General features: G+C 55.1%; 11 protein-coding genes, 1 tRNA gene, 2 rRNA genes and 1 pseudogene. 11 read left to right on the top strand and 4 right to left on the bottom strand.

Going from position 1 to position 13,197, the window contains the following annotated elements:
* Window positions 1-80 precede the first annotated feature (80 nt).
* From aroQ to fis, 8 genes and pseudogenes are all read left to right on the top strand, one after another.
* Complete coding sequence (gene aroQ, locus GT756_RS11740; protein ID WP_160124814.1) at window positions 81-533, top strand: type II 3-dehydroquinate dehydratase; 453 nt, start codon at window positions 81-83, stop codon at window positions 531-533.
* Window positions 534-555: 22 nt separating this feature from the next.
* Complete coding sequence (gene accB, locus GT756_RS11735; protein ID WP_004206250.1) at window positions 556-1,023, top strand: acetyl-CoA carboxylase biotin carboxyl carrier protein; 468 nt, start codon at window positions 556-558, stop codon at window positions 1,021-1,023.
* A 10-nt stretch (window positions 1,024-1,033) separates the two neighbouring features.
* Window positions 1,034-2,383 (top strand): acetyl-CoA carboxylase biotin carboxylase subunit, encoded by a 1,350-nt coding sequence (gene accC / locus GT756_RS11730; RefSeq protein WP_004174096.1) that lies wholly within the window; start codon window positions 1,034-1,036, stop codon window positions 2,381-2,383.
* Between the two features lie 110 nt (window positions 2,384-2,493).
* A complete protein-coding gene (locus GT756_RS11725; RefSeq protein ID WP_004206253.1) occupies window positions 2,494-2,736 on the top strand; it encodes a DUF997 family protein in 243 nt (80 codons plus the stop codon).
* The gene (gene panF, locus GT756_RS11720) at window positions 2,726-4,177 is read left to right on the top strand and encodes a sodium/pantothenate symporter (RefSeq protein ID WP_017899938.1); all 1,452 of its coding nucleotides are present in this window, start codon (window positions 2,726-2,728) and stop codon (window positions 4,175-4,177) included. Before GT756_RS11725 ends, panF begins: the two co-directional genes overlap by 11 nt.
* Before the next feature lie 11 nt (window positions 4,178-4,188).
* Entirely contained in the window at window positions 4,189-5,070 is an 882-nt protein-coding gene (prmA, locus tag GT756_RS11715) for a 50S ribosomal protein L11 methyltransferase (protein ID WP_064178170.1), read from the top strand.
* A 357-nt stretch (window positions 5,071-5,427) separates the two neighbouring features.
* Window positions 5,428-6,436: pseudogene (gene dusB / locus GT756_RS11710) on the top strand (tRNA dihydrouridine synthase DusB).
* Entirely contained in the window at window positions 6,418-6,714 is a 297-nt protein-coding gene (gene fis / locus GT756_RS11705) for a DNA-binding transcriptional regulator Fis (protein ID WP_000462905.1), read from the top strand. Before dusB ends, fis begins: the two are co-directional and overlap by 19 nt.
* Before the next feature lie 84 nt (window positions 6,715-6,798).
* Here fis and envR read toward each other — a convergent pair whose 3' ends face one another.
* On the bottom strand, window positions 6,799-7,452 hold the full coding sequence (envR, locus tag GT756_RS11700) for an acrEF/envCD operon transcriptional regulator (RefSeq protein WP_004206257.1): 654 nt from the start codon (window positions 7,450-7,452) through the stop codon (window positions 6,799-6,801).
* Window positions 7,453-7,827: 375 nt separating this feature from the next.
* Between envR and GT756_RS11695 the strand changes: the two genes are divergently transcribed.
* From GT756_RS11695 to GT756_RS11685, 3 genes are all read left to right on the top strand, one after another.
* Complete coding sequence (locus GT756_RS11695) at window positions 7,828-8,967, top strand: efflux RND transporter periplasmic adaptor subunit (RefSeq protein WP_049093701.1); 1,140 nt, start codon at window positions 7,828-7,830, stop codon at window positions 8,965-8,967.
* Between the two features lie 12 nt (window positions 8,968-8,979).
* On the top strand, window positions 8,980-12,090 hold the full coding sequence (locus tag GT756_RS11690; protein ID WP_004206260.1) for an efflux RND transporter permease subunit: 3,111 nt from the start codon (window positions 8,980-8,982) through the stop codon (window positions 12,088-12,090).
* A gap of 293 nt (window positions 12,091-12,383) precedes the next feature.
* Window positions 12,384-12,605, top strand: a complete 222-nt coding sequence (locus GT756_RS11685) for a membrane protein (RefSeq protein ID WP_004206262.1) — start codon at window positions 12,384-12,386, stop codon at window positions 12,603-12,605.
* A 227-nt stretch (window positions 12,606-12,832) separates the two neighbouring features.
* Here GT756_RS11685 and rrf (GT756_RS11680) read toward each other — a convergent pair.
* The 3 genes from rrf (GT756_RS11680) to rrf (GT756_RS11670) form a co-directional block, all read right to left on the bottom strand.
* Window positions 12,833-12,948: ribosomal RNA gene (rrf, locus tag GT756_RS11680) — 5S ribosomal RNA — on the bottom strand.
* 38 nt (window positions 12,949-12,986) lie between these two features.
* Window positions 12,987-13,062 (bottom strand) — tRNA-Thr (locus GT756_RS11675).
* 14 nt (window positions 13,063-13,076) lie between these two features.
* Window positions 13,077-13,192 (bottom strand): 5S ribosomal RNA (gene rrf / locus GT756_RS11670).
* Window positions 13,193-13,197: the final 5 nt, after the last annotated feature.

Here is a 13,197-nt window from a genome sequence, read left to right as displayed (position 1 = left end):
TCTGACCCTGAAAAGGTGACAAGGGCGCATTGAAGGTATATGTTGTTTTTTACCCGAAAATGGCAGGAGATCGCCACACGATGGCAGACAAGTTTCACATTTTGCTTTTGAATGGTCCAAACATTAACATGCTCGGTACCCGCGAGCCAGAGAAGTATGGATCTCTCACGCTGGCTGAGATTGTTAACCATTTAACATCTGAAGCAGCGGCGCTGAATGTGAGCCTGGATCACCTGCAGTCCAACGCGGAGCATGTGTTAATCGACCGAATTCATCAGGCTAAAGACAACGTGGACTATATCCTGATTAATCCGGCCGCGTTCACGCATACCAGCGTAGCAATCCGTGACGCGTTGCTTGCCGTGAACATCCCGTTTATCGAGATTCACCTGAGCAATGTGCATGCACGCGAACCCTTCCGCCAGCATTCGTATCTGTCAGATATCGCCGCTGGCGTTATCTGCGGACTGGGGGCGGACGGCTATTCATACGCTTTACAGACGGCGGTAAAACGCCTGTCACAATCACACTAAACAAAGAGTACGGAACCCACTCATGGATATTCGTAAGATTAAAAAACTGATCGAGCTGGTTGAAGAATCAGGTATCTCCGAACTGGAAATTTCTGAAGGCGAAGAGTCTGTTCGCATCAGCCGCTCTGCACCGGCCGCAAGCTATCCGGTTATGCAGCAGGCTTATGCTGCGCCGATGATGCAGCCTCAGGCACCTGCCGCCGCGGCTGCCGCGCCAGCTGCAGCAGCAGAAGCGCCGGCAAAAGCGGAAATCAGTGGTCACATCGTACGTTCCCCGATGGTTGGTACTTTCTATCGTACGCCAAGCCCGGACGCGAAAGCGTTTGTGGAAGTTGGCCAGAAAGTTAACGTGGGCGACACCCTGTGCATCGTCGAAGCGATGAAAATGATGAACCAGATCGAAGCCGACAAAGCCGGCGTGGTGAAAGCCATTCTGATCGAAAGCGGCCAACCGGTAGAATTCGACGAGCCGCTGGTAGTTATCGAGTAACGAGGCGAACATGCTGGATAAAATTGTCATCGCTAACCGTGGCGAGATCGCACTGCGCATCCTGCGTGCCTGTAAAGAACTGGGCATCAAGACCGTTGCTGTGCATTCCACCGCGGATCGCGATCTAAAACACGTATTGTTAGCGGATGAGACGGTCTGCATCGGTCCGGCTCCGTCCGTAAAAAGCTATCTGAACATCCCGGCTATCATCAGCGCCGCTGAGATCACCGGCGCGGTAGCAATTCACCCGGGGTATGGCTTCCTCTCTGAGAACGCCAACTTTGCTGAGCAGGTTGAGCGCTCCGGCTTTATCTTCATCGGCCCGAAAGCCGACACCATCCGCCTGATGGGCGACAAAGTGTCCGCGATCACCGCCATGAAAAAAGCCGGCGTCCCGACCGTACCCGGTTCTGACGGCCCGCTGACCGACGACATGGACGCTAACCGCGCCCATGCCAAACGCATCGGCTATCCGGTGATCATCAAGGCCTCCGGCGGCGGCGGCGGTCGCGGTATGCGCGTTGTGCGCAGCGATGCTGAACTGGCCCAGTCCATCTCCATGACCAAAGCGGAAGCCAAAGCGGCTTTCAACAACGACATGGTCTACATGGAGAAATACCTGGAAAACCCGCGTCACATCGAAATTCAGGTGCTGGCGGACGGTCAGGGTAACGCTATCTATCTGGCTGAACGTGATTGCTCCATGCAGCGCCGTCACCAGAAAGTGGTCGAAGAAGCGCCGGCGCCGGGCATCACCCCGGAACTGCGTCGCTACATCGGCGAGCGTTGCGCGAAAGCCTGTGTCGATATCGGCTACCGCGGGGCGGGTACCTTTGAGTTCCTGTTCGAAAACGGCGAGTTCTACTTCATTGAAATGAACACCCGTATCCAGGTAGAGCATCCGGTAACTGAAATGATCACCGGCGTTGACCTGATCAAAGAGCAGCTGCGTATCGCAGCCGGTCAGCCGCTGTCCATCAAGCAGGATGAAGTGGTGGTTCGCGGCCATGCGGTGGAATGCCGTATCAACGCCGAAGACCCGAACACCTTCCTGCCGAGCCCGGGTAAAATTACCCGTTTCCACGCGCCGGGCGGCTTTGGCGTGCGCTGGGAGTCCCATATTTACGCCGGTTACACCGTACCGCCGTACTATGACTCCATGATCGGCAAACTGATCTGCTACGGCGAAAGCCGTGACGTGGCGATTGCCCGCATGAAGAATGCGCTGCAGGAGCTGATCATCGATGGCATCAAGACCAACGTCGATCTGCAGATGCGCATTATGAGCGACGAGAACTTCCAGCATGGTGGCACCAACATCCACTATCTGGAGAAAAAACTCGGCTTGCAGGAAAAATAATTCTGCATTCTCAGCAAAAGGCCGGATTTTCCGGCCTTTTTTCTTTTTCTCTCTCCTCATCTATACCATGCGGTACAATCCCCGCTTTCTTCATCCTCAAGGGACAAAAAATGGACAAACGCTTTGTTCAGGCCCACAAAGAAGCGCGCTGGGCGCTGTGGCTGACCCTTCTCTATCTTGCCGCCTGGCTGGCCGCCGCCTATCTGCCGGGGGTGGCTATCGGTTTTACCGGCCTGCCCCACTGGTTTGAAATGGCCTGCCTGCTGGTTCCGCTGCTGTTTATTCTGCTGTGCTGGGCGATGGTCAAACTGGTTTTTCGCGACATTCCTCTGGAGGACGATGATGCAGTTTGAGGTCATTATTCCCCTGATCGCCTATCTGGTGGTGGTGTTCGGCTTATCCCTTTACGCCATGCGAAAACGAGCCTCAGGAAACTTTCTGAATGAGTACTTTCTCGGCAGCCGCTCGATGGGCGGCTTCGTGCTGGCCATGACGCTAACCGCCACCTATATCAGCGCCAGCTCATTTATCGGCGGACCCGGCGCCGCCTATAAATACGGCCTGGGCTGGGTGCTGCTGGCAATGATCCAGCTTCCCGCCATCTGGCTGTCGCTGGGCGTACTGGGAAAAAAATTCGCCATTCTTGCGCGCCGTTACAACGCCGTCACCCTCAATGACATGCTGTTTGCGCGCTACCAGAGTCGTCTGCTGGTCTGGCTGGCCAGCCTGAGTCTGCTGGTAGCCTTCGTTGGCGCCATGACCGTCCAGTTTATCGGCGGTGCCCGCCTGCTGGAGACGGCTGCGGGTATTCCCTACGATACCGGTCTGCTGATCTTCGGCATCAGCATCGCGCTGTATACCGCTTATGGCGGCTTTCGCGCCAGCGTGCTCAACGACACCATGCAGGGCATGGTGATGCTGATCGGCACGATCGTGCTGCTGGTGGGGGTGATCCACGCCGCCGGCGGGATTGGCCATGCGGTAGAGACCCTGCAGTCGATCGATGTCAAGCTGGTGTCCCCTCAGGGGGCGGAAGATATCCTCTCACCAACCTTTATGGCCTCGTTTTGGGTGCTGGTCTGCTTCGGCGTGATAGGCCTCCCGCATACCGCCGTGCGCTGTATCTCCTACAAAGACAGCAAAGCCGTGCATCGCGGCATCATTATCGGCACCATCGTGGTGGCGATCCTGATGTTTGGCATGCACCTGGCCGGCGCGTTAGGTCGGGCGGTGATCCCTGACCTCACCGTACCGGATCTGGTGATCCCGACGCTGATGGTCAAAGTGCTCCCGCCCTTTGCGGCAGGGATCTTTCTGGCCGCGCCGATGGCGGCGATTATGTCGACGATCAATGCCCAACTTCTGCAAAGTTCCGCTACGATCATCAAGGATCTGTATCTGAACTGGCGTCCGGATCAGGCGACTAACGAAAAGCGGCTAAAACGCATGTCCGCCGGCATTACGCTCCTGTTGGGTGTCCTGCTGCTGCTCGCGGCCTGGCGACCGCCAGAGATGATTATCTGGCTGAACCTGCTGGCCTTCGGCGGCCTGGAAGCCGTCTTTCTGTGGCCGCTGGTGCTGGGCCTGTATTGGGAACGTGCCAACGCGGCTGGCGCGCTGAGCGCGATGATCGTGGGTGGTGTACTGTATGCCGTACTTGCCACGCTGAAAGTGCAGTTTCTCGGCTTCCATCCGATCGTTCCCGCGCTGCTGCTGAGTTTACTGGCGTTTGTGGCAGGGAATCGTTTCGGCCGTCCCGCACCACAGCCACCTATTTTGACTACTGATAAATAAAGAGTTTTGCTATGCCATGGATCCAACTGAAACTAAATACCACCGGCGCGAACGCTGAAGATCTTAGCGATGCGCTGATGGAGGCCGGATCGGTCTCGATCACCTTCCAGGATACGCACGATACGCCGGTATTTGAGCCGTTACCCGGGGAAACCCGGCTGTGGGGCGACACCGACGTGATCGGCCTGTTCGATGCCGAAACCGATATGAAAGCGGTCGTTGCCCAACTGGAGCAGCACCCGCTGCTGGGCGCCGGATTCGCGCATAAGATCGAGCAGCTGGAAGATAAAGACTGGGAGCGGGAATGGATGGATAACTTCCATCCGATGCGCTTCGGTGAGCGGCTGTGGATCTGCCCGAGCTGGCGCGACGTTCCGGATGAAAATGCCGTCAACGTGATGCTCGATCCGGGTCTGGCCTTCGGTACCGGCACGCACCCGACGACATCCCTGTGCCTGCAGTGGCTCGATGGACTCGACCTCAACGGAAAAACGGTCATTGATTTCGGCTGCGGTTCCGGCATCCTGGCGATTGCCGCGCTGAAGCTGGGAGCCGCAAAAGCGATCGGCATTGATATCGACCCGCAGGCTATTCAGGCCAGCCGCGATAACGCACAGCGTAACGGCGTCTCTGAGCGTCTGGAGCTCTATCTTCCTCAGGACCAGCCCGAGTCGATGAAAGCCGACGTCGTGGTCGCCAATATCCTGGCTGGCCCGTTACGTGAGCTGGCGCCGTTAATCAGCGTCCTGCCTGTTTCAGGCGGTTTGCTGGGGCTTTCCGGCATCCTTGCCAGCCAGGCGGAGAGCGTCTGTGAAGCCTACGCCGATATCTTCACACTTGACCCGGTGGTCGAGAAAGAGGAGTGGTGCCGGATCACCGGCCGGAAAAACTAAGTGCAATGCGGCCTGTGGGCCGCATTTTTGTTTCCAGTAGCCACCAAATAATGCCAGGAAATGAGAGGCAGATCGCACTACAGAGCACTTTTTTGACTATAAAAACAGCGTTTTATATCGCCTGGTAGCGAGTTTGTCTAAGAAAAATCGAGAAGTTTTATGATTTTATAAATGGACACAAATTATCCATCAGCCATTAAATCAATGATTAATATAAGTATTTATTCATCCCTTTTACGTTAGTCCCGGATTCATTGATCTGCAACAGAGGATTGCTCAAAGTTTGGCCTTTCATCTCGTGCAAAAAATGCGTAATATACGCCGCCTTGCAGTCACAGTATGGTCATTTCTTAACTCATGCGCATCGGACACCACCAGCTCAGAAATCGCCTGATCGCAGCGCCCATGGCTGGCATTACTGACAGACCATTCCGGACGCTGTGCTACGAGATGGGAGCGGGTTTAACCGTTTCCGAGATGATGTCCTCTAACCCACAGGTGTGGGAGAGCGACAAGTCCCGTTTACGGATGGTGCATATTGATGAGCCCGGTATTCGTACCGTGCAAATCGCCGGTAGCGTGCCGGAAGAGATGGCTGCCGCCGCGCGGATTAACGTGGAAAGCGGCGCCCAGATTATTGATATCAATATGGGATGCCCGGCGAAAAAGGTGAATCGCAAGCTTGCAGGTTCAGCCCTCTTGCAGTACCCCGACCAGGTGAAGTCGATCCTGACGGCGGTCGTGAATGCGGTGGACGTTCCTGTGACTCTCAAGATTCGCACCGGTTGGGAACCGGAACACCGTAACTGCGTAGAGATTGCCCAACTGGCCGAAGAGTGTGGCATTCAGGCTCTGACTATTCACGGACGCACCCGCGCCTGCTTGTTTAACGGAGACGCTGAGTACGACAGTATTCGGGCAGTTAAGCAGAAAGTTTCCATTCCGATTATCGCGAATGGCGACATTACTGACCCGCTTAAAGCCAGAGCTGTGCTCGACTATACAGGGGCTGATGCCCTGATGATAGGCCGTGCAGCTCAGGGAAGACCCTGGATCTTTCGGGAAATCCAGCATTATCTGGACACTGGAGAGCTGCTGCCCCCGCTGCCGCTGGCAGAGGTCAAGCGCTTGCTTTGTGCGCACGTTCGGGAATTGCATGACTTTTATGGTCAGGCAAAAGGGTACCGAATCGCGCGTAAACACGTCTCCTGGTATCTTCAGGAACATGCTCCAGATGACCAGTTTCGGCGCACATTCAACGCCATTGAGGATGCCAGCGAACAGCTGGAGGCGTTGGAGGCATACTTCGAAAATTTTGCGTAATAGAAATAAAGAGCTGACAGAACTATGTTCGAACAACGCGTAAATTCTGACGTACTGACCGTTTCTACCGTTAACTCTCAGGATCAGGTAACTCAAAAGCCCCTGCGTGACTCGGTTAAACAGGCACTGAAGAACTATTTTGCTCAACTGAACGGTCAGGATGTGAATGACCTGTATGAGCTGGTACTGGCTGAAGTTGAACAGCCCCTGTTGGACATGGTGATGCAATACACCCGTGGTAACCAGACCCGCGCTGCCCTGATGATGGGCATCAACCGCGGTACGCTGCGTAAAAAACTGAAAAAATACGGCATGAACTGATACTAGTCAGTTGCTTGCTTGATATAAAAGGCGCTCTTCGGCATGGGGAAGCGCCTTTTTTATTACCTGCGACAGCGGGACACATCACTGATTCACCGCCCGCAGTACCGGCGCCTCCGATACATGAGCAGCACAGACTACCGCCATAACATTATCCACCAGCGCAGGCGCCTGCTGATAAAGATCGAAGCGTTGCGGATCGAGCAGCCAGTTTTTAATCAGCCCGGAAAAGGCGCTGTGTAAAACAATTAATATCACTTCAATATTTGTTTCGGCTGGCAATATATTGTTACGCACACAGCGCTGAAGCATGCCGCCAATCAGCGAATAATTAAAACCAATGCGCTGGCGAATTTCGTTTTCCGAAAGCATATCATTGGCAAACTCGCAGCGCTGATAAAGAATTTGCATCAGCGCGCGCTGGCGAGGATTCGCAGCAATATAGCGGAGCCCGGTAATAAACCGCTCGCGCAATGCATTTAACGGCTCCTGTTCATTCTCTGTTACGAGGCTATGCTGAATCAAATCCCTGAGCGGTGGCTGCTGCTGCCACATTTCATTAAACAGCTCAGTCTTACTGGCAAAATGCCAGTATACGGCGCCGCGGGTCACTCCCGCTGCATCAGCAATATCCGTCAGGGTTGTGTTGGTCACCCCCCGCAGGGCGAACTGCTGGATCGCGGACTCAATCAGGAGCTGCCGCGTGCGTAGCGCCTCTTCTTTCGTTTTTCTAGCCATACAAGCCCCTTCCCGTCAGACAGGTTATTCAGGATTTTCTGAAGATCGCTTAACCTAACATTTGTCATGGAATATTTTTTAGCAAAAATGCAGACAAGTTAATTCTGAAGCTGCCGCCAAATAAATTACCCAAAATAATATTAATAAATAACCCATTCACTGAATTGATGTCTATTTATTAAGTTTTACAATTGAGGTAAATAGCAAAAAAATCCTGCGCGCTTTTTTGTTTTTGCGTGCCTTGCTGATTGCTCAAAAATAAGTATCCCTTACATCCAGCGGCGTTTATTTGTAGGATGGCAAACTGCTTTTTAATTCCCTCTTTCTTTCACAGATTCGCCGCCGAATTTGGCACGTAATCTATAAGGAACCGCCATGACAACTCACGCCAGAGTGACACTTTTATCCGGTTTAATTATCTCGGCCTTATTGCTTACCGGCTGCGATAATTCGGACAACCCGCAACCCCATGCCCAGGCGCCGCAGGTGACGGTCCATGTCGTGAACAGCGCGCCGCTGTCGGTCACCACCGAACTGCCAGGCCGAACTTCAGCTTTTCGCGTGGCGGAAGTCCGCCCTCAGGTAAGCGGTATCATCCTGAAGCGTAACTTTGTTGAAGGAAGCGATGTCGAAGCAGGCCAGTCGCTCTATCAGATTGATCCGGCAACCTACCAGGCGGCGTGGAACAGCGCCAAGGGCGATGAGGCTAAAGCCGAAGCCGCAGCCGCCATCGCCCATTTAACGGTGAAACGCTACGTTCCGCTGCTGGGCACCAAGTATATCAGTCAGCAGGAATACGATCAGGCGGTGGCCACCGCCCGCCAGGCCGACGCTGACGTCATCGCCACCAAAGCCTCCGTGGAAAGCGCCCGCATCAACCTGGCCTACACCAAAGTGACTTCTCCCATTAGCGGACGCATCGGTAAATCGAGCGTCACCGAGGGAGCGTTGGTCACCAACGGTCAGTCGGATGCCCTGGCTACCGTCCAGCAGCTCGATCCGATCTACGTCGACGTGACGGAATCCAGCAATGACTTCATGCGCCTTAAGCAGGAAAGCCTGCAACGCGGCGGCGACACCAAAAGCGTTGAGCTGGTGATGGAGAACGGTCAGGCCTATCCGCTTAAGGGTTCGCTGCAGTTCTCCGACGTGACTGTCGATGAAAGTACAGGCTCAATTACCCTGCGCGCTATCTTCCCTAACCCACAGCATGTCCTGCTGCCGGGAATGTTCGTTCGCGCCCGCATCGATGAAGGCACCGATCCGCAGGCCATCCTGGTGCCGCAGCAGGGGGTGACCCGTACGCCGCGGGGCGATGCCTCCGTCATGCTGGTGAATGACAAAAACCAGGTTGAAACCCGTCAGGTGGTAGCTTCCCAGGCCGTGGGCGATAAGTGGCTTATCACCAGCGGGCTGAAGCCGGGCGATAAGGTGATTATCAGCGGCTTACAGAAAGTCCGTCCAGGCGTCACCGTGAAAGCAGAAGCGGAGCATGCGGCACCGGTCGCACAATAAGGATACCCAGCCATGTCTAAGTTTTTTATCCATCGACCAGTCTTTGCCTGGGTGCTGGCCATCATCATGATGATTGCCGGAGGTCTGGCCATTCTGCAGTTGCCGATAGCGCAGTATCCGACGATAGCGCCCCCTGCGGTGGCGATCTCCGCTACCTATCCCGGTGCGGATGCCCAGACCGTGCAGGACACGGTCACTCAGGTTATTGAGCAGAACATGAACGGTATCGACAACCTGATGTATATGTCGTCGACCAGCGATTCCGCCGGCTCAGTAACCATCACGCTTACCTTTAAGTCCGGCACCGATCCGGATATCGCCCAGGTGCAGGTGCAAAACAAACTGCAGCTGGCCACCCCGCTGCTGCCTCAGGAAGTCCAGCAGCAGGGAATTAGCGTAGAAAAGTCCAGCAGCAGCTTCCTGCTGGTGGCCGGCTTTATCTCTGATAACCCGGTCACTACCCAGGACGATATTTCCGACTATGTCGCCTCTAATGTTAAAGATCCCATCAGCCGCCTCAACGGTGTGGGCGATGTCCAGCTGTTTGGCGCACAGTACGCCATGCGCATCTGGCTGGATGGCAACCTGCTGAACAAATACAACCTGACGCCAGTGGATGTCATTAATGCGCTGCAGGTTCAGAACGATCAGATCGCCGCCGGCCAGCTGGGCGGTACGCCAGCGCTAAAAGGCCAGCAGCTCAATGCGTCGATCATTGCCCAGACGCGGCTTAAAGATCCGCAGGAGTTTGGCAAGGTCACGCTGCGGGTCAATGCCGATGGCTCTGTCGTCCATCTGAAAGATGTCGCCCGCATTGAGCTGGGCGGAGAGAACTACAACGTCGTCGCCAGAATTAACGGTAAGCCCGCCTCTGGTCTGGGTATTAAGCTTGCGACCGGCGCCAACGCGCTGGATACCGCCACGGCGATTAAAGCGAAGCTGGCCGAACTGCAGCCTTACTTCCCCCAGGGAATGAAGGTGGTCTATCCGTACGATACGACCCCTTTCGTTAAAATCTCTATTCACGAAGTGGTCAAAACGCTATTTGAAGCGATTATTCTCGTCTTCCTTGTCATGTATCTGTTCCTGCAGAACATGCGCGCAACGCTCATTCCGACCATTGCCGTGCCCGTCGTGCTGTTGGGCACCTTCGCCGTACTGTCGATGTTTGGCTACTCCATCAACACCCTGACGATGTTTGGCATGGTGCTGGCGATAGGTCTGCTGGTCGATGACGCTATCGTCGTAGTGGAAAACGTTGAGCGCGTGATGGTTGAGGAAAAACTCTCGCCAAAAGAAGCGACGGAAAAGTCGATGTCGCAGATCCAGGGGGCGCTGGTGGGTATCGCCATGGTGCTCTCTGCGGTATTCGTGCCGATGGCCTTCTTCGGCGGTTCCACCGGCGCGATTTATCGCCAGTTTTCGATCACCATCGTTTCCGCCATGGCGCTCTCCGTGCTGGTTGCCCTGGTCCTGACGCCAGCGCTCTGCGCCACGTTGTTAAAGCCGTCCTCGGTCGAACACCATGAGAAAAAAGGCTTCTTCGGCTGGTTTAACGCCCGCTTTGACCAGAGCGTTAACCACTACACCAACAGCGTCAGCGGTATTTTGCGTGGAACCGGCCGTTACCTGGTGATCTATCTGCTGATCGTCGTGGGAATGGCCGTGCTGTTTATGCGTCTCCCGACATCCTTTCTACCCGATGAAGACCAGGGGGTCTTCCTGACCATGATCCAGCTGCCCTCCGGCGCCACCCAGGAGCGGACACAGAAAGTGCTGGATACCGTGACCGACTACTATCTGCATAACGAGAAGGCTAACGTCGACAGCGTCTTTACCGTTAACGGCTTCAGCTTCAGCGGTCAGGGACAAAACTCCGGCATGGCGTTTGTCAGCCTGAAACCCTGGGAAGCGCGCAGCGGTGATGAAAACAGCGTGGAGTCCATCATCAAGCGAGCCACCGTGGCCTTCAGCCAGATCAAGGACGCCATGGTTTTCCCGTTCAACATGCCTGCCATTATTGAGCTGGGTACCGCCACCGGCTTCGACTTTGAGCTGATCGACCAGGGCGGGCTAGGTCATACCGCCCTGACGCAGGCGCGCAATCAACTGCTGGGCATGGTGAAACAGCATCCGGATCAGCTGGTGCGGGTACGGCCTAATGGGCTGGAAGATACGCCGCAGTTCAAACTGGATGTCGACCAGGAAAAAGCGCAGGCGCTGGGCGTATCGCTCTCCGATATCAATGAAACGATATCAGCCGCGCTGGGCGGGTACTACGTCAATGACTTTATTGACCGTGGTCGCGTCAAGAAAGTGTACGTCCAGGCTGATGCCCATTTCCGTATGCTGCCGAGCGACATTAACAATATGTATGTTCGTAGCGCCAATGGCGAAATGGTCCCGTTCTCCGCCTTCGTCACTTCGCGCTGGATTTATGGCTCGCCGCGTCTGGAACGCTACAACGGTTTACCCTCCATGGAAATCCTCGGTGAAGCCTCGCCGGGTAAAAGTACCGGGGAAGCCATGGCGCTGATGGAAGCGCTGGCCAGTAAGCTGCCGAGCGGCATTGGTTACGACTGGACCGGGATGTCTTACCAGGAACGCCTTTCCGGCAACCAGGCTCCCGCGCTTTATGCCATCTCGCTGATTGTCGTCTTCCTGTGCCTGGCGGCGCTGTATGAGAGCTGGTCGATTCCATTCTCAGTCATGTTAGTGGTTCCGCTGGGGGTGATCGGCGCGCTGTTAGCCGCCACGCTGCGTGGGCTGAATAATGACGTGTACTTTCAGGTAGGCCTTCTGACCACGATCGGTTTGTCGGCGAAGAACGCGATCCTGATCGTCGAATTCGCCAAGGATCTGATGGAGAAAGAGGGGAAAGGGATCATTGAAGCAACCCTGGAGGCATCGCGGATGCGCCTGCGACCCATTCTGATGACCTCTCTGGCTTTTATTCTCGGAGTCATGCCGCTGGTGATTAGCCATGGTGCCGGCAGCGGGGCGCAGAATGCGGTAGGTACCGGCGTCATGGGCGGGATGCTAACCGCGACACTGCTGGCGATCTTCTTTGTTCCGGTCTTCTTTGTGGTCGTCAGACGACGTTTTACCCGGCACGCAGAATAACCCGGCCTGGTTTTAAAGGCGCCCCCTGCGGGCGCTTTTTTTTCGCCTGGCATATTAGCAACCCGCTCAGCTTCCCGCTACCTGACAACCTCTATCGCGTGCGGCAGCGCGGGGAGACGATCTTTCTCTCCATCTTTTCTGCATATTCCCCTGCTTATCTTCACGATATTTACGTGGCTCATATATTGAGATGATTTCGGCATCCGGGCCGGACAATCCGCGGTGATAAAATAAGCCATTCCGTTCTGCACTGGCTTTCAGTACAACCCTGCGGATTATCCAGAGGTAATATCATGAAAAAGTATTTAATCGTGGCGCTGCTGGCCTCTCTGCTGGCAGGCTGTGCCCATGACTCTCCCTGCGTGCCGGTTTATGACTCGCAAGGCCGCTTAGTCCACACCAATACCTGTATGAAGGGCACAACAGAAGACAACTGGGACACGGCAGGCGCGATCGCCGGGGGAGCCGCCGCGGTAGCCGGCCTCACGTTAGGGATCGTCGCACTGACCCGCTAATTCACCCCCGACCAGCAGATACTGGGGCTAGCGTCGAACCTGTATCTGCTCTTCTGCGCATCATCCACATGACAACCGGGCAAATAAACTCTCTGTCCCTTGCTGCATTACGAGCAAATCGACTTTGACGGGTTTCCCCCTGGTGGCAGGACTGTTTATCAACAGATAACAGATAACACAAAAGCAGAAGGCCCAGTCTTTCGACTGGGCCTTCTGCTTTATTTGATGCCTGGCGATTCCCTACTCTCACATGGGGAGACCCCACACTACCATCGGCGCTACGACGTTTCACTTCTGAGTTCGGCATGGGGTCAGGTGGGACCGCCGCGCTATTGTCGCCAGGCAAATTCTTTACAACGTGCCGAACTTTAACCTAAAAAGTGGTGCTGATACCCAGAGTCGAACTGGGGACCTCACCCTTACCAAGGGTGCGCTCTACCAACTGAGCCATATCAGCACGCTAAATTTGATGCCTGGCAGTTCCCTACTCTCACATGGGGAGACCCCACACTACCATCGGCGCTACGGCGTTTCACTTCTGAGTTCGGCATGGGGTCAGGTGGGACCACCGCGCTAGTGCCGCCAGGCAAAT

Source organism: Klebsiella sp. Q2, assembly GCF_009900705.1.
GTDB classification, from domain to species: domain Bacteria; phylum Pseudomonadota; class Gammaproteobacteria; order Enterobacterales; family Enterobacteriaceae; genus Klebsiella; species Klebsiella quasipneumoniae.
Note: the sequence above shows the minus strand (reverse complement) of the source record. Positions and strands in the feature narration are given on the sequence as shown.

Excerpts from the sequence above, each read along its gene's own strand:
- accB (WP_004206250.1), top strand. The coding sequence starts at position 556 with ATGGATATTCGTAAGATTAAAAAACTGATCGAGCTGGTTGAAGAATCA.
- fis (WP_000462905.1), top strand. The coding sequence starts at position 6,418 with ATGTTCGAACAACGCGTAAATTCTGACGTACTGACCGTTTCTACCGTT.
- GT756_RS11725 (WP_004206253.1), top strand. The coding sequence starts at position 2,494 with ATGGACAAACGCTTTGTTCAGGCCCACAAAGAAGCGCGCTGGGCGCTG.
- aroQ (WP_160124814.1), top strand. The coding sequence starts at position 81 with ATGGCAGACAAGTTTCACATTTTGCTTTTGAATGGTCCAAACATTAAC.
- GT756_RS11695 (WP_049093701.1), top strand. The coding sequence starts at position 7,828 with ATGACAACTCACGCCAGAGTGACACTTTTATCCGGTTTAATTATCTCG.
- accC (WP_004174096.1), top strand. The coding sequence starts at position 1,034 with ATGCTGGATAAAATTGTCATCGCTAACCGTGGCGAGATCGCACTGCGC.
- panF (WP_017899938.1), top strand. The coding sequence starts at position 2,726 with ATGCAGTTTGAGGTCATTATTCCCCTGATCGCCTATCTGGTGGTGGTG.
- GT756_RS11690 (WP_004206260.1), top strand. The coding sequence starts at position 8,980 with ATGTCTAAGTTTTTTATCCATCGACCAGTCTTTGCCTGGGTGCTGGCC.
- prmA (WP_064178170.1), top strand. The coding sequence starts at position 4,189 with ATGCCATGGATCCAACTGAAACTAAATACCACCGGCGCGAACGCTGAA.
- GT756_RS11685 (WP_004206262.1), top strand. The coding sequence starts at position 12,384 with ATGAAAAAGTATTTAATCGTGGCGCTGCTGGCCTCTCTGCTGGCAGGC.
- envR (WP_004206257.1), bottom strand. The coding sequence starts at position 7,452 with ATGGCTAGAAAAACGAAAGAAGAGGCGCTACGCACGCGGCAGCTCCTG.